Source organism: Paenibacillus planticolens, from assembly GCF_013141725.1.
Taxonomy (GTDB): Bacteria; Bacillota; Bacilli; order Paenibacillales; family NBRC-103111; genus Paenibacillus_E; species Paenibacillus_E planticolens.
In genome coordinates this window covers 180,710-201,634 of the sequence record NZ_WHNZ01000007.1, presented here as the reverse complement: position 1 = coordinate 201,634, position 20,925 = coordinate 180,710, and the positions used below count along the sequence as shown (strand labels likewise).

The window sequence follows — 20,925 nt, the reverse complement described above, 5'->3', positions numbered from 1 at the left end:
ATACTAATTGTATTCGCGCGAATAGTTATTTAGTGATTAGTTTTTCAATCGGCAGTAAGGAGAAATTTAGAATGTCAAATCAAATAGAAAAAAATCAGAACAAACAAGCTGTTCCATCTTCTACGTGGCTGATAATTCTAGGCATTATTGTTATCGCGGCTAATCTACGTGCTCCTTTAACCTCGGTCGGTCCTTTAGCTAGTCTCATTAGGGATAATGTTCATATTTCAAATACGTTAGCGGGCCTGATTACTACGGTGCCATTGCTTGCTTTTGCCTTATTATCTCCTTTTGTGCCTAAATTAGGACGAAAATATGGCGTGGAACGCGTCATTTTGATAGCCCTCATATTTTTAACCGTTGGAATTGTAATACGTTCTTTATCTGGGGCAGCTAATCTGTATGTTGGAACTGCAATTCTTGGATTTGCAATTGCAGTGTGTAATGTATTATTGCCAAGTCTAATCAAACGGGATTTCTCGAATAAAATCGGCGCCATGACAGGTGTATATTCTATTTCAATGAATTTATGTGGAGCGATCGCTTCGGGAATCAGTGTGCCGCTAGCAGTAGGAGCAGGTTTAAAGTGGCAAGGCGCATTGGGAATCTGGGGGTTTCTAAGTTTTTTATCAATACTCTGTTGGTTACCGCAATTAAAAAATCGATCAAAACAAGTTCCCACCTCTGGCAACAAACAACCGATCAACAATGATGTGAATGTTTGGCGTTCGTCCCTGGCTTGGCAAGTAACCTTGTTTATGGGCATACAATCCATGATATTCTATGTGCTGATTGCATGGTTGCCTGAAATATTAAAACAGCAAGGAATTGATTCAGGTCAATCAGGATGGTATCTCTCGATTATGCAACTAGCTCTGCTTCCATTTACCTTTATTGTCCCCGTTATTGCTGGGCGTATGTCAAACCAACGTTCATTAGTGATCATCACGTCCATTTTGATTTTGACGGGAACACTCGGACTACTTTATGGAAGTTCCAATCTAATTCTATTGTGGATCATAATACTCGGAATTGGTGGAGGCTTTGCCTTTAGCTTGGCCATGATGTTTTTCGGCTTGCGTACAGAAAATTCTCAACAGGCTGCTGAACTGTCTGGAATGGCGCAATCGATCGGATACCTCCTGGCAGCAATTGGTCCTGCGTTGATTGGATATCTGCATGATGCGACAAATAGTTGGACCATGCCACTCCTCATATTAGTTGGCGCTTCTATATTACTGTTTATGTTTGGTATTGGTGCAGCAAGGAACCGATTTGTGGGTGCTCCTAAAGTTAATTATGGCTTGCAAAGGAAAAGATAATTCAAAATGTTCGGTTTCCTTGCTAACGTGAAACTATATCTTAATAAAAATAGCAGTGAAGGCAGTCGACAACAAGTGGCTGCTTTTTCGATTGGAGTATAGTTTTATTATAATTGTTTAGTACGTCCAAATTCTGGGGGTCAATGGTAAACTAAAGTTACATAAAAGGACAGAGGATGCACCGAATTAGAAGAGATGTTTTTACTTTTGTAGGAGTACAATCATTTTGTGAATGACTTATTCGGGACCTGACTCACAAAAAGGAGAGAAAAGACCCATGAAGACTATACCTGGCAGATTAACAGGTCGAATCGCAATAGTAACAGGGGCAAGTCGCAGCGCAGGAATCGGTGCAGCGGTGTGCAAAGAGTTGGCCTATCTAGGGGCTGATGTATTTTTTACACACTGGGTTAGTTACGATCAACAGATGCCCTGGGGTAGCAATTACGAGGAGCAAGAGCAACTTTGTGAGGAAATACGCTCCTTGGGCGTTCGTTGCGAACACGTAAGGATGGATCTTTCTTTACCTGAAAGCTTTGTGGATTTATTAAATAAAGTTGAGCAGAAGCTAGGAGAACCTTCCATTCTTATAAATAATGCTTGATATTCGGTTAACGATGATTTAACCACGATTACACCAGAGTCTTTGGATGCACACTACGCAATTAATGTTAGGGCGGTAACTATGCTTAGTGTGGAATTCGCCAGACGATTTACGCAATCGACAGGTGGCCGAGTTATTAATATGACATCGGGCCAATCACTAGGTCCCATGACTGGTGAAATTTCTTATGCCACGACGAAAGGGGCAATTGATGCTTTCACACGCACTTTTGCAGCAGAAGCAGGACCGAAAGGCATCACCGTAAATGCGGTAAATCCTGGCCCCACAGACACAGGGTGGATGACTCCTGACCTACGACACCAGCTATCTAAGCAATTTGTAACAGGTAGAGTAGGATTGCCTAAGGATGCAGCTCGTCTGGTTGCATTCTTAGCGACTGATGATGGGGAGTGGATTACCGGCCAAGTATTACATTCCACGGGTGGGTTCAACTAACAGATGAATACGTAATAGAGATTGGGAACGGATTCGGTTTAACCAACTATCAGACACATGTACTTTCGTTCTTGAAACAAGCAAGAGCGGATCTTTCTTACTTCGAATCCATTCTGAAATGAGCACCGAAGAGATAAATTCTGAATTACTCTTGCTTGAATCACTTAGTGAAAAAATTGATTTTGTTATCCCAAAGGGTATGAATCGTTATGGTCCCAGAATGATAGAAATCGAACTAGAAAGTGAACGTTAGTTTAACAAGCTACTTAATGAGGCTGCCGATAAATCAATCGGCAGCCTCATTAAGTTATTGGAACAGATCGCCGCGGCTACGGAAAACTTTCTTGACCTAATAAAGATTCAGATTAAGCATGCTTAAGTCGTAACTATTTGAAAAAGCAGAATATTATGTAAGATCAATCAGCATTTTTAAAGAAGGTTATGGCGAATTATTTAAATATCTGATCTTTCTTGGTCGTTAAATGGGGTGTTAGGAGGAAAAAATTATGAAGGTAGATCCCGAGATCGATCATTCAGGCATGGAATTTGGGATATATACATTAGCAGATTTAAGATCAAATCCACACACGGGGATATGTATCAGTGCAAGACAGCGGCTGAACGAAATCATACAAGCAGCGAAAATGGCAGATGAAGCAGGGCTGGACGTTTTTGGCGTTGGCGAGCATCATCGTCTGGACTATGCAGTATCATCGCCGCAGATGGTCTTGTCTGCAATTTCGCAAGTTACCAAGCGAATTAAACTGACCAGTGCTGCAACTATATTCAATACGGTAGACCCTGTACGTCTATTTGAGGATTTTGCGACACTGGATCTTTTATCCAATGGACGCGCCGAAATCATGGCGGGGCGTGGAGCCTATATAGAGTCTTTCCCTCTATTTGGCTATAATTTGGAGAATTGCGACGATTTGTTCGAAGAAAATATTCATTTATTTCGAGAGCTGAGCGCCCATGAAAGGGTTACCTGGACGGGGCGTTTTCGCTCCGAATTTCTGGACGCTGAAATCTCTCCGCGACCTGTTCAGAAAAGTATCCCATTATGGATTGCCGTTCAAGAAAGTCTAGAAAGTGCTGCAAGGGCCGGCAGATTTGGTACTGGACTTGCGCTAGTGGTGTTTGAAGGCGACCCGATTCGGTTCAAGCCGCTTGTAGACAGGTATCGACTTTCTGCTTATGAAGCAGGCCATGCTCCGGCAGATTTGAAGGTTGGAGTAACCGGGCATGTCTATATTGCTGAAACAACTCAGAAGGCAAGAGATGAATTCTATCCCTATCATATTAATTATTGGGAAAATGAGATTTCAAGAGCGGATTTTGAACGGCTGTCTGGAGAAGAAACTGCCTTGTTGGTTGGAAGTTCACAGCAAATTATTGAAAAAATTTTGCACCAATACGAGTTATTTGGACATCAGCGATTTATGGCCCAAATAGATATGGGCGGGATGCCATTTAAAAAAGTAGTGGAGAACATTGAAAAATTGGCAACTGAGATCGCTCCAGCTGTGCGAAAGGCAATCCAGAAATGATCTGACCATTATGGGTGCTTCGAGCCAGAGCCACAATAGCGGCAGGTCTAAGACTTTATTTAACGTCTTTGTCTGCCGCTGTTTCATTTATCGGATCCGTCTAAACTTTCTTTTCCCTACTTCGCGCTGATTCGCAACGGGAAGCTTGTAAGTATGGCTGACTTGGCGTCCTCGTGCTGAACCGTGCTCGGTTCGCCATCCTTCGTATAGCTGATGCTCATCGGCAGTTTGATTTCAACGGAATATTCGCCAAAAGGAACTTGCTTCCCGTCGGAATCTTTCTGGTCCCAGATAAAGTCAAGCGAATGTACTTCACCGCTTGCCATTTTCGCATCCAGAGAATCGATTTGACCGGACCAAACTAGCGTCAACGATCCATCCATCGTATCCCGACGGGAGATGTTGATTTTGAACGAGGTAGTTGGCTGCATCGTCAGCGCACCCTCACTCATATTCCGGACTGTGAATTGGATACCGACATCTTTTCCATATGGTTGAAAAGCTTCGTTGGAGATATTACCGGCTTCATTCTTAACAAGAACCGTTAAATCAAACGGATAATTTCGCCCCCCGGATCCGAGTTCGGTAATGATTTTAGTTTGATTGACTACTGTAATCGGTTTTACCTCTATATGCGTCGGGGGGACGTAAGCATCGGGATCCTGGTCCTGTTTCACATAGTATATCCACGAATCGCCGAGCCACGAGCTGTGAATATGATACCAGCCGCCTCCATGCTCGAAAGAACTAACGGTCTGAGGAGCAAAGGAACCAAGCACGCGGGCCGCCTTGTTCGGATGTTCGTAAACAACCGCGGTTTCGTCTAGCATTAGCGTCGTATCTTCGCTGCGTAAGTCCGCAGGATACCCCACTTTCGGGTTTACCCAGTGGGGGCCATCCCAAGTGTCTACATAGTACCAACCGTTCCATACGATTTTCGATGTGAACCATTGCGGGGCAAGCCAGCCTGCCAAATTACTGCCGGCGTCCGGGGAATCGAACATCGGTGAGGTTGTCGGTAATTCAAACGATATGCCTGAGCTGTTCGCACCATACGTTTGCACATCGTCAATGATGGGGTGCAGCGGACGCATCCACCGATAGCCGAGCCAGGTTTGGACCAAATAATTGCCTTCGACGGCATACAGGACGCGCAGCAGTTGGGGAGAAACGGATCCTGCGCTCCGAGCGCCAGCGCGCTGGTCATTATAAAAGCTCTCCTTATCGGTCAGCAGGATATGTTGATAGTAGTCTTCCCGAAACTCGGGGTTTTGCAGGTGAACCCAACGTTCCCCGTCAGACGTCTTAATTTCGAACCAGACAGCCTCATGATTCTGAATCAGTTTACGATCCCAGCCCGATTCTGCTCCATCGACCTTCACGACTTGCGGTGCAGCGGAATATAGCTGCTGACCATCGATCGAGTCATACACAGGCGTAAGTTGCTCTTTTAAAACGAGTTCGATGGGTAACGGAAGCAGCGCAGAGCTCGAATCAGCGGCATGTACGCCTTTGTCGAGGACCAATCCGCTAAGCAGGATTACGGATAGTAAGGTAAGCGTTTGTTTTCGCATACAAGGTTTCCTCCAATGCTCGTTAGAGCCGATTTACAGGATATATAAATTGACGCATCTGGGGAGTCAAATGTTTCGCTAATTTATTGATCGAATATCAAGCGAGCTGCCAAGTGATTATATAAAATTATTATCTATAACATAACTTCGTTTATATTGTAAAATTGAGGAAGACAGCTAGGAAAGAAATATTTGATGTTCGAAATTTTTGAAAAAAGGAGCCATTCCGGTATGATCGTGATCCCCGATACATTTATTAAAAGAATGCAAGAACTCCACGGTGAGCAAGGTGTCGCTTGGTCAGAGGCGCTGCCTAGGCTCATCGACGAATGTGCAAACCGCTTCAACTTTAACCCTCAGGATCCATTTCCAAATTTATCATATAACTTCGTGCTCCGCGCAACGCGCAGCGACGGGAAGCGAGTCGTTCTTAAATCATCTTTCATGAAGGGTGAGCTTTCTAGAGAAGTTAGTGTCCTTCGCGCTTTTGAGGGGCGAGGGGTTATTCATGTGCTTGATGCAGACGAGGATTGGGGAGTTGTACTACTGGAGGGTGCCGAGCCTGGCATGCCTTTGTCGACAATTGAGAAGGATGCACTAGCGACGGATATCTTTTGCCAAGTATTTCGCCGCCTTCACCTCTCACCGCCAACTGGAAGTCTGTACCCGTCAATGAAGCAGCATTTCGCGGCAATTGAGCGATACCGAGATCGATTCACAGACATGAATGTAGACGGTCCACTGCCTCCGAGTTGGGTTGAGAATGCCGAAGAATGTCTGGAATATCTCATCGCGACCACGAGTGAGAATTTCTTACTGCATGGCGATCTGCATCATGATAACATTCTTCGCCAAGGCGAAGAGAAATGGGCTGTCATTGACCCCAAAGGTATCGTAGGCGACATCCATTTTGATACGATCCAGTATCTGCTTAACTACGAGAATCGGGGTGGTGACTGCGAACTTGTGCTGCGGGACAGGATTGCGATTATGGCCGATCGCCTGGGTCTTGACCCTCGTCGAATCGCGATGTGGGGTGTGGCACGAGGCGTTTTGGAGGCGTGCTGGACGATTGAAGACGGAGGAACGGATTGGCACAGAGGGATCCAAATCACAGAACGCTTTGCCAAATTCTTGGATTGAGGTCTATCATAAAAGTTATGAGGGCGAATCTGCTTGAAGTGACTAAGTTAACATATAGCAATTAGCTTTATTGGTAAGATGTTATACTAGTAGGAGTTTTCTGCATGGTGTGATATAACGCATTTATTTTTGGAAGAATGAATGGGAAATTGGAGTTGAGAAAGTGCTCAAAGAAGAATTAAGAATAATCGTGGGAAATAATTTTACTCTACCACAAGGAATAGATGAAAATTCGATAGTTCAGCAAGTTGTTGATTTACTTTCTTCTACAGATCCAGAGTTACGTGATAAGTTAGCATATAGGATTCTACATAATTGGCTCTTGGAAAAAAAGTTACTTCAAGATGAGAAATTAAATGGCTCCTTGATATGGTAATCTGTATTTCGAATCGTTCAACTAACAGGGATCGTTTATTCAATTCAACACTATCAAGTTTAGGGGTATTAATGCTGACAAATCCAAAAATAACTTCGATCGGGGGTGCAAAATGATATATTTTGAAACATCGCGATTGCAATTTCGTGACTGGGAAGAATCAGACTTAGAGCCACTTAGGAGTCTAAATGAAGATGAACATGTCATGAGGTATTTTCCTAAAACCTTATCGACTGAAGAAACAAATAGATTTTATCAATCAATTATAGCGGAATTTAAGGAATGCGGTTTTGGGTTATATGCTGTCGAAGTAAAGGAAACGAAAGACTTTATAGGGTTTATAGGATTTCACAGAGCAACATTTGAGTCTGATTTCACGCCATGTATTGAAATAGGTTGGCGACTGAAAAAAGAGGCTTGGGGAATAGGGTATGCAACTGAGGGGGCAACAGCCTGTCTACAATATGGATTTAACAACTTGGGTTTTAATGATGTTTACAGCTTTACAGCTCATGTTAATGCTCCTTCAAAAAACGTAATGATAAAAACTGGGATGAATTTTGTTAAAATGTTTCATCACCCGAGAATTGAGAAAGATAGTCCTTTAAGCAAACATGTTCTATTTCATAAACAGCAACAACAATTCCGCTAACGAGAAGCGTTAGTATGATGACACCAGGCCGCCAGCAAGAACGGCGGCCTTTTCAATTACCGGGCAGATCTCTTTCTATTCTTCAGCCTCAAAAATGGAATCAACGATAATCGGAAGATTGTCTCTTACCGATACAGCACCAAAGACAGAACGAGCATGAATACCTTTTTCGCCGAAAACGTCCAACATTAAATCAGAACAACCATTCAACACCTTGTGATGCTCTTCAAATGTTGGCTCTGCATTTACAAAACCTTGAAGTTTAACCACCCTTTTAACTTTTTCCAAAGAACCTAATGCTGATTCAGTACACTCATAGTCGATCGAAGGGGCAATGCAAGCAACGACTACGGGAGAGGAATTGACATTTCAAGATCCTTTAAATAAGTTCTCGGTACCAGATCTTGTGCAATTATGCTGAGCTTTTGTTTCGGTTCTAAGGGTGGGAACTCCCGAACAAACATGTCATTTCCAGACTCGATGGTACGTTCACCTACCATTTCCAATTCTTTCCCATTTTCCGCAAGTAATCGAAATGCAGCATTATCGTGATCAGATCGCTGTTCACCCAGAGTTCGATAATAAACAAGGGTTTTATCAGATAGAAACGAAATGCCAGTCAACTCCAAGCTGCTAAGATTCCCACGCTGGACAACGAATGGACTTTCTTGTGTCGGGGTATGATCCATCGGCACTACCGTTGTTTTTCGTGGAGGATCGAAAGGAAGCGAATATGGACGAATCGTCAATGAGTTTGGTATTTTGCCGGTGACTCTTGAGGATATTTTCCATTTGTATATGGTTGTTTGTCCTTCCTTTCTGGCGTATTTCGTACCACTATTGATTAGCTCAAGGGAGCGTCCGTTTTCATCAGTGACTTCCATGTCGATATAGTTCTCCAAATGTTCATTTCCCTCCATGTCAACACTTGTTTCACCGATAAAATCAATGAACGAATCTGAATAATTTACTTTCTGTAATGTGAATTGCACATGCTTCTGGCGAACAGTTTTCATTAGATCTAGCGTATGAATTCCTTCTTTGAACAACCCTATATTACTGTTAAATGAGAAAAACCATTTTCCTTCTTTGTTGACTATGTCTCCGTTCGCTAGCGTATAACCAACTTTACCGATCGTAATGTTCATTTCATTCTGTTCCGACAGTCCTTTCAATAATTGATCATTCGCATAGGTTTGAATAACTCCGGCATATTGATGATCATTAATCAGCTTCCCATATCCTGCGATTGCTGGAATTCTTCGATCATTAATAATGAATTCAATATCGTAGGGGGTCATAACGCTTTTGACGCTTTGGTCTGTTTCCATTGTATAGCTGGCAGTTAGATCATAGCCGTCGTAGTATACCTCAGAGATTGTAATCTTGACATTACTGTCCTTAACCGATTGCTGAACTTCAGATGTCACACCTCCCAGATCAGGATGTTTTTCACTGAAAAAACCAATCATTTGGAAGACGGATTTGAAAATAGGAGATTGAGCCGTAATCGGTATCATAGGGGTCGGAATAAGTAAAACTACAAACAATAAGAAACTAACAGCCGTAATCAAAAAACCATATTTAAGCTTACTTTGAACTGCTTTTCGAATCAGCATTGGCTGTTTTGTAAATGATCGCTCCCATATTCGGTTAAAAGATGTAGATGGAAACTCATGATCTAGTTTTTTGTTCAGAGTTCTTTTAATAGTAGAATTAAGTTCATCCATATGACGATTAACCTCCAAATCTGCTAGATGGTTTCATTGTGTACTCACATTCCGGAATTTTCTTTCTTAATGACTTTAAAGCAGTATTTAACCTGGATTTACAAGTGCCAATTGGTATATTTAGGATTTCTGCTATCTCTGTGAATTTCAAATCAAGATAATAATGGAGGTAAATAACTTCTCTACTTTTAAAAGATAAGGAAGAAACCTCGTCCCATAATTGTTCGTTGACCTCATCTTTTACGATATCTCTTCCAAGGATTCATTCTTATGTTGCCTGTTCCATAAGGTCGTCCAATGTCGTTTGCGAAGTGTCTTTCTAACCGTATTTAGTGTAATTTTGTAAATCCAAGGTTGTATCGGTCTTGTAGAATCATATTGGGGATACACCTGAAAAACTTGAATAAAGGTATCCTGCATTATATCTTCTGACAAGGTTCTGGATTTGGTTAGGAATAAAGCCAATCTGTACACGTACGCGGACTGTTCCTCAAATATCTTTTCCGCCTCTTCCCGAGAAATGTTCAATTCATATCACCCCCTCAGAATTCTACTACTGTATATATCCCAAAAAGATAAAAAAGGTTCGATCCGCTGAAATAAAAAGAACGTCATAATAATAAAAACCGAAACGGCGTGCTTGAAGTTTATGTATAGAGAAGTTATGAGGCTGCCGGAAGGGGGAGATCGGTCGGGCAGCCTCATTAAGGTATTGGGCAGGATAGTTCCAATATGTGGTAATATATTGGTGTCGGATTTGTAACGAAAAATAGATGGGGGAGGATAAAATGTGAGGGAACGAATTAATGTGATTGGAGCACTTTTTATAATAGTATCAGGACTTATCTATACGATAGAACGAGCTACAGTTTATATTGCTGGCAATATCACATTGGCAGGTTTTTATGCGGGACGAATGTCAGGAGTCGTGCCAGACCCTAGAATGCCAGCATTCAGTGATAACATTTTTGCACCGATATTCCTATTAATTGGAATCATAATAATTGGCGTTGCATTGTTTAAGAGAAAATTGTTCGATTACGCTAACGTGAAACGTTAGTTCAATCACAACATGACTGTAGCCGGTACACGATCGGCTACCTTTGTCCGTTGAAGTAATGATTAGCTCCAATATATAGGATTATCTTGATGTGACGAAATCCACGTTAATGGAGGCCGTAAGAATTGATTAACTCAAACCTTAAATTTCCTGAATTAGATACTGATAGGCTGAAACTCACGATTCTGACTTTGGATGATACAGAAGCTGTATTTAAGCATTTTTCAGATGAGAATGTTACAAGATTTATGGATATAAGCCCATGTAAAGATAGAGATGAAGCTGAAGAAATCATAAGATTTCACATAGAAGATACCGGTTGCCGCTGGGGGATTGTTAGCAAGAGTGATGCTGAACTTATTGGAACTTGTGGCTTCCATTGCTGGATTCAGGGAGAACAACCTAGATCTGAAATCGGATTTGATTTAGCAAGAGGATATTGGGGAAAAGGGATTATGCAAGAAGCATTGAAGCCTGTGATAGATTTTGGGTTCAAACAGATGCGCTTAGACAAAATCGAAGCTACTGTTGAGCAAGATAACGACAGATCAATAACTTTACTTCAAAAACTTAATTTTGAAAGAGAAACAGAATTAAGAGATCAGTTGATATATTTTTTCTTGCTAAGAGAACGTTGGGAATTGCGCTAAAGCGGAACAAAAGTTGAGGGGCTTGCTTCGTGGCAGCTCCTCTTTTGTTTATTAAAGTAACGGGAGTTACGTTGAATACATGCTTGAATGTAGAGCAATCAACATTTAAAATTGAATTATCTTCCAAAATGAGGTGAACTGGATGTCATTCCGTATCGTTCGAAGTAACTAGTTTACGGGCTGGGTAAAACGCGTACCAGCTGCCAAAGGGGATATTCCGTCCTTTTGGTCTCATGAAACTAAAACATTGAACGGTGTCGGGTTGTTATCCAAAATATTTAAGCCAAGGACACTCGTATTGCTTGATTGACGGAACAAATGAATTTTCGTTTGCTCTTATTCATGCACAGCCAGCTCTTGGCTTTTTATTATCTCATTTAAAGATGGAGGACATAGTATGAACAGGTATGAGTACAAGGATTTTTACGACAAGGTTGGAAAATTCAACGGTTGGGACTTTAGTAAATTAAGAACTACTTCTGAAGGAGAACAATGGAATTTTCTTGATGAAGTTACTCAAAGATGTAATAAATCCGATCTATTGCTTGATATTGGTACGGGTGGTGGGGAAGCCTTAATATCTATGGCCGATGCTGCTTTGCTTCTTATTGGCATTGATCATTCAGAAGGAATGATTCAGTCCGCTACTGAAAACTTAAAAAAATCACGTAAAACAAATATTCGTTTCTTACAAATGGAAGCTGAAAATATTATCTTTCCTATGTTCTTATTTAATGTTGTGTCCTGTCGGCACAGTGAGTTTTATGCAACTGAAGTCTCAAAAGTGTTAGCTAATGATGGTATATTCTTAACTCAACAGGTAAGCGAAAATGACAAATTAAACATTAAACAAGCGTTCGGCAGAGGACAGGGTTTTGGCACTGATGAAGGGATATTAAAAGATAAATACCTTACAGAGCTAGCAGACGCTGGTTTTACCGATATTCAGTCCTTTGAATATGATGCAACGCAGTATTTCCAAACTTACGAGGATTTGGTCTTCTTTTTGAAATACACCCCTGTTATTCCTAACTTCGAGCAAACTGATCATGATTTCGAAATACTTCAAAAGTTTATTGAGTCAAATTTAACGGAGAAGGGTATCAAGACCAATACTAAACGCTTTATGATTGTGGCAAGGAAATAATGGGTTGTTACGCTAACGGCAGACGTTAGTTCAAAAACGGGATCAGATCGCCGCACGTTTGTTGAAAGCAGGGAGTGCATATAATGGATTTGGATTCAAAATATTTAAAGTATTTTGTTTTCATAGGAATGGGAATATATCATTCATACAAGGGCTTAAAGGGATTGTTAATTGGGGAAATAACACTTGGCTCTAGATCAGGGGGGACGTTTTCACCCATTCTCTACCCAGATTCAATATCCATATCATTGCTTTTATTGATCCCGGGTTTAATTTTTACCTTTTTAGGCGTTCGTGGGTTAATTAAATTATTAATAAATAGAAAAAAATAACTTAGTTACTTATATATCTGGATTTATGGATCACATCTGTACCTCAAGATGAATCGGTTGAACTAATCTTGCTTAATCGGTGAACCGATAGGTCTCGTTTTCAAGGAGGTAAAACATGAATTACAATTCACCGATCGAAGCGGCGTTAAAGGTGAAACGGTGGCCAAAAGATACCATAGCGGCGGGTCGTCGTCATACCGTTGCTCTTAAATCGGACGGAACGGCGACGGCTGTGGGCGATAATAAATATGGCCAATGCGATGTAAGCGGCTGGTGCGATATTGTGGCGGTTGCGGCTGGTAATGTTCATATGGCGACGAACACGGGGAATGCTCATACAATCGGTCTTAAATCGGACGGAACGGTGGCGGCCGTGGGTTGGAATATGCATGGCCAATGCAATGTAAACGACTGGCGAGCTATAGTAGCGGTAGCAGCGGGGTGGCGTCGAACCGTTGGGCTTACATCGGATGGCACGGTGGTGGCAGCGGGGCGAAATAATGAAGGCCAATGCGATGTAAGCGGCTGGCGTGATATAGTGGCGATAGCGGCGGGTGACTGGCATACCGTCGGACTTAAATCGGACGGAACGGTGACGATTGCGGGTAATAATCGGTATGGGCAATGTAATGTAAGCGGCTGGCGTGATATTGTGGCGGTAGCCGCGGGGTACCTTCATACCGTCGGTCTTAAATCGGACGGAACGGTTGCGGCTGTGGGTTGGAATAAGTATGACCAATGTGAGGTAAGCGGCTGGCGCGATTTAGTGGCAATAGTGGCGGGTAGTAGTCATACAATCGGCCTTAAATCGGACGGAACTGTGGAGGCTGTGGGTTGGAATAAGCATGGCCAATGCAATGTAAGCGGCTGGTGCGATATAGTGGCGGTAACAGCGGGTTGTGCTCATACTCTCGGCCTCAAAGCGGACGGCACGGTGATTGCTGTTGGCGATAATGAATATGGCCAATGCGATGTAAGCGACTGGCGAGGCATTCAATTGCCCGGCAATTAGTTTTAAATATATCATCTGACTTAAAACGAAAATGGAGGAAATTATTATGAATAACTTAAATGTACCTGACCACTCATCAAGACCGCATAATCTAACGGTCGAGCGCAAGATGAATGCATCGGCCGATGTCATTTTCAGAGCATGGACAAAGCAATTCGACCTCTGGTTTGCGGCACCTGGGAGCGTGATCATGCAGGGAGAAGTCAACACGGCCTTTTTCTTTTACACAGAATTCGAGGGAAATCGCCATCCGCATTACGGACGATTTTTGAAGCTTGAGGAAAACCGCCTGGTCGAAATCACATGGGTAACGGGGGATGGGGGAACCAAGGGAGCTGAAACGGTTGTTACGGTTGAACTTGAACCTATTGATACGGAAACACGATTATGTCTGACGCATGCGGGGTTTCCAGATGAGGAATCGAAGAGCCGGCACGAACAAGCTTGGCCATTTGTACTTGAACAGCTCGACAAATGTATGATGGCGAATAATTAATTTTTTCTGCGTAAGTAATTAAGGAGCTTATCATAGTGATAGGCTCCTTGTTTTTATCGTGGAAACATACATATTGTATCTTTTTACTTCATCGTTCTAAAAGGTCTGTAAAATTCGCGAATGTCCTTAGCCAGCGATTCCGGCTCTTCCAGAGCAGTAAAATGGCCACCGCGGGGCATTGCATTCCAGCGAGTTATATTAAGATTGCGTACAGCCCATTCCTTGGGCGGCAATAATATATCTGCCGGGAAAAGAGCGACAGCTGTCGGTACCTCAATGCGGCCAAGAGGCGGCAAAGAACGCGAATTCTCATAATACATGCGAGTTGTGGATCCTATTGTATTTGTAACCCAATAGATCATAATATGCGTGAGCAGTTCATCCTCGCTGAATCGTTGCCGCAGGTCCCCGTTACAATCGCTCCATGCACGGAATTTGTCAATCATCCAACCAGCCAGACCTGTTGGCGAGTCGGATAGTCCGTAAGCAAGAGTTTGGGGTTTTGTCGATTGAATGGATATATAGCCAGCTTCAAGGGCAAGCCATTCCTGAGCCTTCTTCTTATATTGCAGTTCTGCTTCTGAGAGCCCTGACGGATCTTGTGCATTCACTAGATCTCTAATGATTCCGATATCGGTTAAGTGGATTCCGACAAGCAGCTCAGGATGGTTCGCCGCAAGATATCTGGTAACACCGGAGCCCATATCCCCGCCTGCAGCAGCGAATTTGGTATAGCCGAGTTCTTGTGTCATTAGTTTAGCCCACATTTCGGAGACATGATAATTGTTCATGCCACGACGATTAGGATGGCTAGAGAAACCAAACCCTGGCAGTGAAGGGACAACGACATCAAAAGCATCTTCAGGGTCACCACCATATGCAGCGGGATCAGTAAGAAACGGGATCATCTTCTGGTAACGCAGGTAACTGTCCGGCCATCCGTGGGTAAGGATGATGGGCAGCGGATTGGGTCCTTTACCGCGTTCATGCACGAAGTGAATATCTATCCCATCAATATTACTGCGAAATTGAGAAAAGCGGTTTAGTTTCGCTTCTTGAACACGCCAATCAAAATGGTCTCGCCAATAGGCAACGAGCGACTGTAAATAACTTAACTCAGTGCCTTGTTCCCAAGCGGCGCCTTCTACTTGATCCGGCCAGCGGACGTGATTCAGTCTGTATTGTAGATCGTCAAGCACTTCATCGGATATCTGGATTTGAAAACGTTCAACAGCCATATTGTTTTCCTCCCTTAAATCTTTTACTAAGTTGATTCACAATTTAATAATAACCTTTGTACTTGTATGCTACACTGTTATAAGTGAAGCAACTGACTATACTATTTGATAGGTGAGTATAAATGCCGCAAGTGGACCGACACAAAGAACGTACGGTGAACATCGAATTTGGCGCAATGGAGGATTTCAGTATTCTTCCTTACCCTGAACGGTATACGCTGATTTTCATTACGACAGGAAGTATACATGGGATATTGAATGAACGACCTATATCCATTAGCGCTCCTGGTGTTCTTTGTTTGGCTGAAGGCGATCATGTGCAAGTGGTTGAAAGGAGGAATGTATCTGCTCAATCCTTTCGTTTTCATCCCGATTTTCTTAACACCGTTACGCTTACCGAAACGAAGGATTATTTTCCCGCAGCTCCTAGCATTCAAACAGGACTTTCCCTTTTTCAAAGGGATCATTTGTATTCCGGAGTACCTCGTGTAACCGAGAAAGCATACCCTCTATTGTTTGAATGGTTTTTCGTACTTGGCACCGAAGTCCATGCGCAAAGTGATGCACTCTGGGTTTGCAGAATAAAAAAGTATCTCATTCAAATTTTAGGTTTGTTGGAGGAATTAAATCAGAATAGTGAACATTCACCCGTTGATAAAGTATTAGATTACATACACATGAATTATCCGCGAAAGATTTCATTAAACGATTTGACGAATTGTGCTCATTTGAACCGCGTGTCTCTGAATAAATGGTTTCAGGAGAGATGTGGAAACACAGCATTTGGTTACTTGCTTACTCATCGTTTAAAGGTTGCGAGCGATCTTTTGACACATACCGATATGAGCCTTAATGAAATTGCACGTTCCACTGGATTCGAGTATGACACTTACTTTATTAAACAGTTTACAGCTAAAAAAGGGATGTCTCCTACAACATATCGAGTTACATCCCGCAAGTTCAGTTCTGCTCAATAACAAACAATTATGAACGGAAAAGAAGGGAGAAATCGTATGATAGATCCTAAGATTTTTTTGGCTGTAGATAATTGTGTCTTTTCCAAGAGATGGACGCGTCCGGCAGAATGGATGAATGTACTCAGTTCAATGGGTGTTTATTTCGTTGAGGCTAGCGCCGATAATGAATGCGATCCTCTTTATATGGGGAGAGAATATATGCTGCGTTGGGCTCAGGAAGTGAGAACCGCGAGTGAGAATACGGGGGTAAAGGTAGCGAATTTATATTCCGGGCATGGGACATATGCCACATTAGGATTGACTCATCCTGACATTGCTGTCCGCGAACGTATTCAAAATGATTGGATTAAACCATTGGCCGACATTGCGGCAAACGTAGGGGCTGGGATCGGTTTTTATTGCCATGCCTTCTCTGATTATGTCTTGCAAAATCCAGATATTTACAGTGAAACGGAAGAAGATTTATATACCCGACTTGCAGATATTGCAGCATATTGCCGTGATATCGGTATTCGCACCCCTGGTGTCGAGCAAATGTATACGCCGCATCAAATACCTTGGACGATCGAAGGGTCAAAACGACTGCTTAAGGAAGTGTTCGGCCGCTCACAAGCACCGTTTTATTTAACACTGGATACCGGACATCAAAGCGGTCAGTGCAAGTTTCTTCGCCCTGATATTCGAAGCATGAAGGAAATGGTGAACCGTTTTAGAATAAAAGGGGATCTGGATTCATGTTGGTTAGGCCCTAAATCCGCTTATGATTTATTTAATCAAATGATACATAAGCCAGAAGACGAAGCGATCTGTATGATGGAGCAGATCTTGCAAGAAATAGATCGTTATCCGTATCTGTTCGCAGATGAATCGGATGGTGACACGTATCGTTGGCTTGAAGAGCTCGGCTGTTATTCGCCAATCGTACATTTGCAACAAACAACAGGCACATCTTCATCCCACCAGCCTTTTACGGAGGCGTGCAACCGAAACGGTTTAATTTTTGGGGAACCAGTGTTAAGGGCACTCGCAAAATCCTATCAAACTCCTGATGAAGAGGGATTGCCTCCTAAATGCAACGAAATTTATTTAACGCTAGAGATTTTCTCCGGAACTAGCGAGATGAACGTTGATATTATAAAGAAATTGCAGGACTCGATAAATTACTGGAGGCAGTTCATACCTGAAGACGGTATGCCATTAAGTGAAATATTGAAAACATTTGAATAGCAATAATTAGCGCCGCGTAAATCGCGGCTTTTTTTTATAAGTAGAGACTCAAAAGTTTATTATAAATTCCCCTAAGCATAGATTTGTGGGATGATATTGTAGTTTTCAGGTATGTGAACGCTTTCAGTTTGATTTTATAATGAGTACATACATGAGAGAGCTAATGGTAAACATGTAGAAAACCACAACAGGGAGAGTTGATTGTAAGATGCTGAGAGCTAGAGGTAAAGCTAAACCAGGGATTCTTAAAACAATGACAATGCTTACGTTAACTGCAGCAGTTGCTGTATCGTTAACAGGCTGTGGAAAGCCGGACGGGAACGCTAGTGCAACGCCAAATGCACAGAAACCAGTTACGCTGAAAATGATGCACAACTGGACGAACCCGAATGTAGATAATGAAATCTTCAAAGCGAGAATCAAACAATTCCAAGATGAAAACAAAAATATCACGATTGAAGTGGAAGAGGTTCCTTCCAACCAATATCCGACCAAGCTGCAAACTCAAGCTACTGGACGTACCCTTCCAGACATGGCTGTTTTCCAGCCGAGAGCAGCGTTGAGGCCTTACGTGGAAGCGGGTTTATTAATGCCCATCGATGAAATCCTTGATAACTGGAAAGACATTCTACCCAAAGAAGCTTTGGAAGCTTACAGCATCAATGGCAAGCATTATGCGGTTCCGGCCAAGCTGACGTATGCCGATGTCATTTATTACAACAAAGAGCTGCTCGCACAAGTCGGTTATAAAGAGTTCCCTAAGACTTACACGGAATTTGTGAATATGGTCAAAAAGTTGAAAGCGGCTAACATTACGCCAATCGTTGTCGGCAACAAAGACAGATGGCCGTTGCAATCCTCTTTCATGTCCATTATTACGGACCGAATCGCTGGCACCGGATATTTGGAAAAAGCGGCTGCCGGGGAAGCGAAATTTACGGATCCAGACTTTGTAAAATCGCTCGGTGTCATTGAAGAGTTAACCAACCTGGGTGCGTTTAACCAAGATATCAACACGATCGATACCGTTCAAGAGCAAAACTACTTTCTGCAAGGCAAAGCTGCAATGAGCATGACGACATCTACGATCGATGCGAAATACAGACAAACAAACGACAACGGAGCGAATATCGGCATTGCATTGTTCCCGCAAGTGGAAGGCGGCAAGGGTAATCCGCAAACTTCTTCAGGCAACTACCAATTCGGCTTGGCACTGAACGCGGATCTCGAAAAGGATAAAGACAAGAAAGCAGCTGCCTATAAATTCTTGAAATTTTTCTACAGCAACGACTTGTATAAGGACTTGAATGCCAAAGGTATTATTGTACCGGCTAAAATGGAACTTGCTTCAAGTGCCAACAACTATATGAAGGAAATGGTTGAGCTCAATAGCAAAGGAACGACGACGATTATCGACCAAACGCTGGCTACTTCGGTGAATGAATCTTTGCAAAACGGGCTACAAGCCATCTTGACGAAGCAAAAAACGTCCGCGCAAATCGCTGAGGAAATTCAGTCTGTGCAAAACAAATTAAAGAAATAGTCGAATCGCTGCAAGCGTAACGAAAGCGGGAGGAGAAACAAATTGCATACATTAAAAAGAGTAAGATTGGCGATATTCCTAGGCATACTGCCCTCCCTTGTCATCTATCTCGGCATTGCCGTTCTGCCCATAGCCATCTCATTCTACTACTCATTTCTCAATTGGGACGGGTTCTCCCCAGCGGTTTTCGTCGGTTTGGATAATTTCATTGAAATTGTCAAAGACATCGTTTTTTGGAGCGCAGTTAAGAACAACATCATCATGATGGGAGCCAGCCTTATCTTTCAAATCCCGCTTGGTTTGTTACTGGCCCTGCTGCTCAACCGACCATTAAAAGGCATCAAGATATTCAGGACCATTGGGTTTTTCCCAGTCGTTATCTCATCTGTTATAGTATCCCTCACATGGGGGATGCTATATAACACAGAATATGGATTTATTAATGGCATTCTGAGTGCCGTTGGCTTAGATGCCTGGCAGCATAATTGGCTGGGTGATCCCAATTGGGCAATGGTGTCCCTATGTATCACCTACATTTGGCAAAATTGCGGATTTTTCATGGTCATTTTCTTATCGGCCTTGCAGGGTGTTTCAAACGAAGTTATTGAGGCTGCAGAAATGGATGGCGCTACTGGGTTAAAGCGAGTGCTCTTCGTTACCCTGCCGATGATTAGAGACACGCTCTGGGTGACGGTCATATTCTCGATCAGCAACAGTTTCCGGGTATTCGATCTCATTTATGTCATGACGGCGGGTGGGCCTGCGCATAACACAGAGGTTATGACGATTTATATGTACAATAATTCATTTACGTCATTACGATTCGGATACGGCAGCGCGGTTTCCATCTTTATTTTGGCATTCAGCTTGATTGTCATCTATGTGGCCAACAAATTTACTAACAAGGATAACTAACAGGAAAAGCGGAGGCCAAGTATGGGAAAAGCTCCAGTTTGGAAAAAGTCTCTTATCTATGCATTTTTAAGTATCATCGGCGTTTTTAATATCATGCCTATCTTGTGGATGTTGATGAACTCATTCAAAAGCGAGCAGGATTACTCAAAGCATCCGCTCACTTGGCCGAAAGCTTGGTTCTTTAGCAACTATATGGAAGCATGGAAAGTGGCTAAGCTTGGCGTCTATTTTTGGAACAGTATCTTCGTCACGGCTGTGGCTGTCGTTGCAACGGTACTGTTGGGGGCTTTAGCTTCCTATTTCTTATCACGATTTATTTTCAAAGGACAAAAGCTGGTAAGCGGCATTTTTTTGCTTGGTATGGTCATACCGATTCACGCTACGATTATACCGACGTTTATTACGATGAATAAAATCGGACTGCTGAATACGCATTTATCGCTCATCCTGGCCTATGTGGCTTTTCATTTATCGCTCACCGTGTACATTTTGGTAGGCTTTATGAAATCGTATCCGAAAGATATTGAAGAGTCGGCCATTATGGACGGCAGCGGTGTTTACCGCATTTTCTGGTCGATCATTCTACCGATGACAAGACCGGCGCTAGCTACAGTCGTTATTCTAAATTTTATTTATAACTGGAATGAATATTTATTCGCCCTTGTGCTGATTAACGACTCCGCTTTAAAGACGCTGCCGCTTGGTTTATCGAACTTTGCCAGCAAGGAAACGACGAGCTACACCCTGCAAATGGCTGCGCTCGGGATGGCGCTGCTTCCTATTCTTACGGTCTATCTAGCGCTGGAGAAGCAGTTAGTGCAAGGGATGACGGTTGGCGCTGTAAAAGGTTGATATATCGCAAAAGGTTTCAGGTTGATTTCGATTATAATGTAGGAAAAGGCCGAAAAGAGGATTCGCATC

General features: G+C 42.7%; 21 protein-coding genes and 2 pseudogenes. 17 read left to right on the top strand and 6 right to left on the bottom strand.

Annotated features, from left to right (window positions below; translation table 11 throughout):
• The first annotated feature begins 71 nt into the window (after positions 1-71).
• The 3 genes and pseudogenes from GC097_RS01455 (at position 72) to GC097_RS01445 (ending at position 3,932) form a co-directional block, all read left to right on the top strand.
• Positions 72-1,322 (top strand): CynX/NimT family MFS transporter, encoded by a 1,251-nt coding sequence (locus GC097_RS01455; protein WP_171681564.1) that lies wholly within the window; start codon positions 72-74, stop codon positions 1,320-1,322.
• Positions 1,323-1,599: 277 nt separating this feature from the next.
• A pseudogene (locus GC097_RS01450) lies at positions 1,600-2,382 on the top strand (SDR family oxidoreductase).
• Between the two features lie 506 nt (positions 2,383-2,888).
• Positions 2,889-3,932 (top strand): LLM class flavin-dependent oxidoreductase, encoded by a 1,044-nt coding sequence (locus GC097_RS01445; RefSeq protein ID WP_171681563.1) that lies wholly within the window; start codon positions 2,889-2,891, stop codon positions 3,930-3,932.
• Positions 3,933-4,048: 116 nt separating this feature from the next.
• Here GC097_RS01445 and GC097_RS01440 read toward each other — a convergent pair whose 3' ends face one another.
• Positions 4,049-5,506, bottom strand: coding sequence for a flagellar hook assembly protein FlgD (locus GC097_RS01440; RefSeq protein ID WP_171681562.1), 1,458 nt, complete (start codon positions 5,504-5,506; stop codon positions 4,049-4,051).
• A gap of 231 nt (positions 5,507-5,737) precedes the next feature.
• On the opposite strand from GC097_RS01440, the gene GC097_RS01435 reads away from it, so the two are divergent.
• The 3 genes from GC097_RS01435 (at position 5,738) to GC097_RS01425 (ending at position 7,677) form a co-directional block, all read left to right on the top strand.
• Complete coding sequence (locus tag GC097_RS01435; protein ID WP_171681561.1) at positions 5,738-6,649, top strand: aminoglycoside phosphotransferase family protein; 912 nt, start codon at positions 5,738-5,740, stop codon at positions 6,647-6,649.
• Positions 6,650-6,812: 163 nt separating this feature from the next.
• Positions 6,813-7,025, top strand: coding sequence for a hypothetical protein (locus GC097_RS01430; RefSeq protein ID WP_171681560.1), 213 nt, complete (start codon positions 6,813-6,815; stop codon positions 7,023-7,025).
• 112 nt (positions 7,026-7,137) lie between these two features.
• Positions 7,138-7,677: a GNAT family N-acetyltransferase gene (locus tag GC097_RS01425; protein ID WP_171681559.1), complete on the top strand. Its 540-nt coding sequence runs from the start codon at positions 7,138-7,140 to the stop codon at positions 7,675-7,677.
• Positions 7,678-7,752: 75 nt separating this feature from the next.
• Here the strand turns inward: GC097_RS01425 and GC097_RS01420 are convergent.
• The 4 genes and pseudogenes from GC097_RS01420 to GC097_RS35155 form a co-directional block, all read right to left on the bottom strand.
• Positions 7,753-7,980 (bottom strand): annotated as a pseudogene (locus GC097_RS01420) (RidA family protein); the annotation flags it as partial.
• A 44-nt stretch (positions 7,981-8,024) separates the two neighbouring features.
• Entirely contained in the window at positions 8,025-9,407 is a 1,383-nt protein-coding gene (locus GC097_RS01415; protein WP_171681558.1) for a DUF4179 domain-containing protein, read from the bottom strand.
• A 7-nt stretch (positions 9,408-9,414) separates the two neighbouring features.
• Positions 9,415-9,582, bottom strand: coding sequence for an RNA polymerase sigma factor (locus GC097_RS35160; protein ID WP_376768353.1), 168 nt, complete (start codon positions 9,580-9,582; stop codon positions 9,415-9,417).
• A 65-nt stretch (positions 9,583-9,647) separates the two neighbouring features.
• Positions 9,648-9,881, bottom strand: a complete 234-nt coding sequence (locus GC097_RS35155; RefSeq protein ID WP_376768352.1) for an RNA polymerase sigma factor — start codon at positions 9,879-9,881, stop codon at positions 9,648-9,650.
• Between the two features lie 316 nt (positions 9,882-10,197).
• Here GC097_RS35155 and GC097_RS01400 point away from each other — a divergent pair, with 316 nt between their 5' ends.
• The 6 genes from GC097_RS01400 to GC097_RS01375 all read left to right on the top strand — a co-directional run bounded on the left by GC097_RS01400 (position 10,198) and on the right by GC097_RS01375 (position 14,104).
• Positions 10,198-10,467 (top strand): hypothetical protein, encoded by a 270-nt coding sequence (locus GC097_RS01400; protein ID WP_171681556.1) that lies wholly within the window; start codon positions 10,198-10,200, stop codon positions 10,465-10,467.
• A 125-nt stretch (positions 10,468-10,592) separates the two neighbouring features.
• Positions 10,593-11,117: a GNAT family N-acetyltransferase gene (locus GC097_RS01395; RefSeq protein ID WP_171681555.1), complete on the top strand. Its 525-nt coding sequence runs from the start codon at positions 10,593-10,595 to the stop codon at positions 11,115-11,117.
• Positions 11,118-11,514: 397 nt separating this feature from the next.
• Positions 11,515-12,264 (top strand): class I SAM-dependent methyltransferase, encoded by a 750-nt coding sequence (locus tag GC097_RS01390; protein WP_171681554.1) that lies wholly within the window; start codon positions 11,515-11,517, stop codon positions 12,262-12,264.
• 83 nt (positions 12,265-12,347) lie between these two features.
• The gene (locus tag GC097_RS01385; RefSeq protein ID WP_171681553.1) at positions 12,348-12,596 is read left to right on the top strand and encodes a hypothetical protein; all 249 of its coding nucleotides are present in this window, start codon (positions 12,348-12,350) and stop codon (positions 12,594-12,596) included.
• A gap of 115 nt (positions 12,597-12,711) precedes the next feature.
• Entirely contained in the window at positions 12,712-13,608 is an 897-nt protein-coding gene (locus GC097_RS01380; RefSeq protein ID WP_171681552.1) for an RCC1 domain-containing protein, read from the top strand.
• A 46-nt stretch (positions 13,609-13,654) separates the two neighbouring features.
• Positions 13,655-14,104, top strand: coding sequence for an SRPBCC family protein (locus GC097_RS01375; protein ID WP_246293875.1), 450 nt, complete (start codon positions 13,655-13,657; stop codon positions 14,102-14,104).
• Between the two features lie 83 nt (positions 14,105-14,187).
• On the opposite strand, the gene GC097_RS01370 is transcribed toward GC097_RS01375, so the two are convergent.
• Positions 14,188-15,342 carry an epoxide hydrolase family protein gene (locus GC097_RS01370; RefSeq protein WP_171681550.1) on the bottom strand — a complete coding sequence of 385 codons (1,155 nt, stop codon included), beginning with the start codon at positions 15,340-15,342 and terminating at the stop codon, positions 14,188-14,190.
• A 155-nt stretch (positions 15,343-15,497) separates the two neighbouring features.
• Between GC097_RS01370 and GC097_RS01365 the strand changes: the two genes are divergently transcribed.
• The 5 genes from GC097_RS01365 to GC097_RS01345 all read left to right on the top strand — a co-directional run bounded on the left by GC097_RS01365 (position 15,498) and on the right by GC097_RS01345 (position 20,856).
• A complete protein-coding gene (locus GC097_RS01365) occupies positions 15,498-16,319 on the top strand; it encodes a helix-turn-helix domain-containing protein (RefSeq protein WP_312875592.1) in 822 nt (273 codons plus the stop codon).
• A 36-nt stretch (positions 16,320-16,355) separates the two neighbouring features.
• Positions 16,356-17,546, top strand: a complete 1,191-nt coding sequence (locus GC097_RS01360; RefSeq protein WP_171681548.1) for a TIM barrel protein — start codon at positions 16,356-16,358, stop codon at positions 17,544-17,546.
• Positions 17,547-17,754: 208 nt separating this feature from the next.
• Complete coding sequence (locus GC097_RS01355; RefSeq protein WP_171681547.1) at positions 17,755-19,089, top strand: ABC transporter substrate-binding protein; 1,335 nt, start codon at positions 17,755-17,757, stop codon at positions 19,087-19,089.
• A 42-nt stretch (positions 19,090-19,131) separates the two neighbouring features.
• The gene (locus tag GC097_RS01350; protein WP_171681546.1) at positions 19,132-20,004 is read left to right on the top strand and encodes a carbohydrate ABC transporter permease; all 873 of its coding nucleotides are present in this window, start codon (positions 19,132-19,134) and stop codon (positions 20,002-20,004) included.
• A gap of 21 nt (positions 20,005-20,025) precedes the next feature.
• Positions 20,026-20,856 carry a carbohydrate ABC transporter permease gene (locus GC097_RS01345; RefSeq protein ID WP_171681545.1) on the top strand — a complete coding sequence of 277 codons (831 nt, stop codon included), beginning with the start codon at positions 20,026-20,028 and terminating at the stop codon, positions 20,854-20,856.
• Positions 20,857-20,925: the final 69 nt, after the last annotated feature.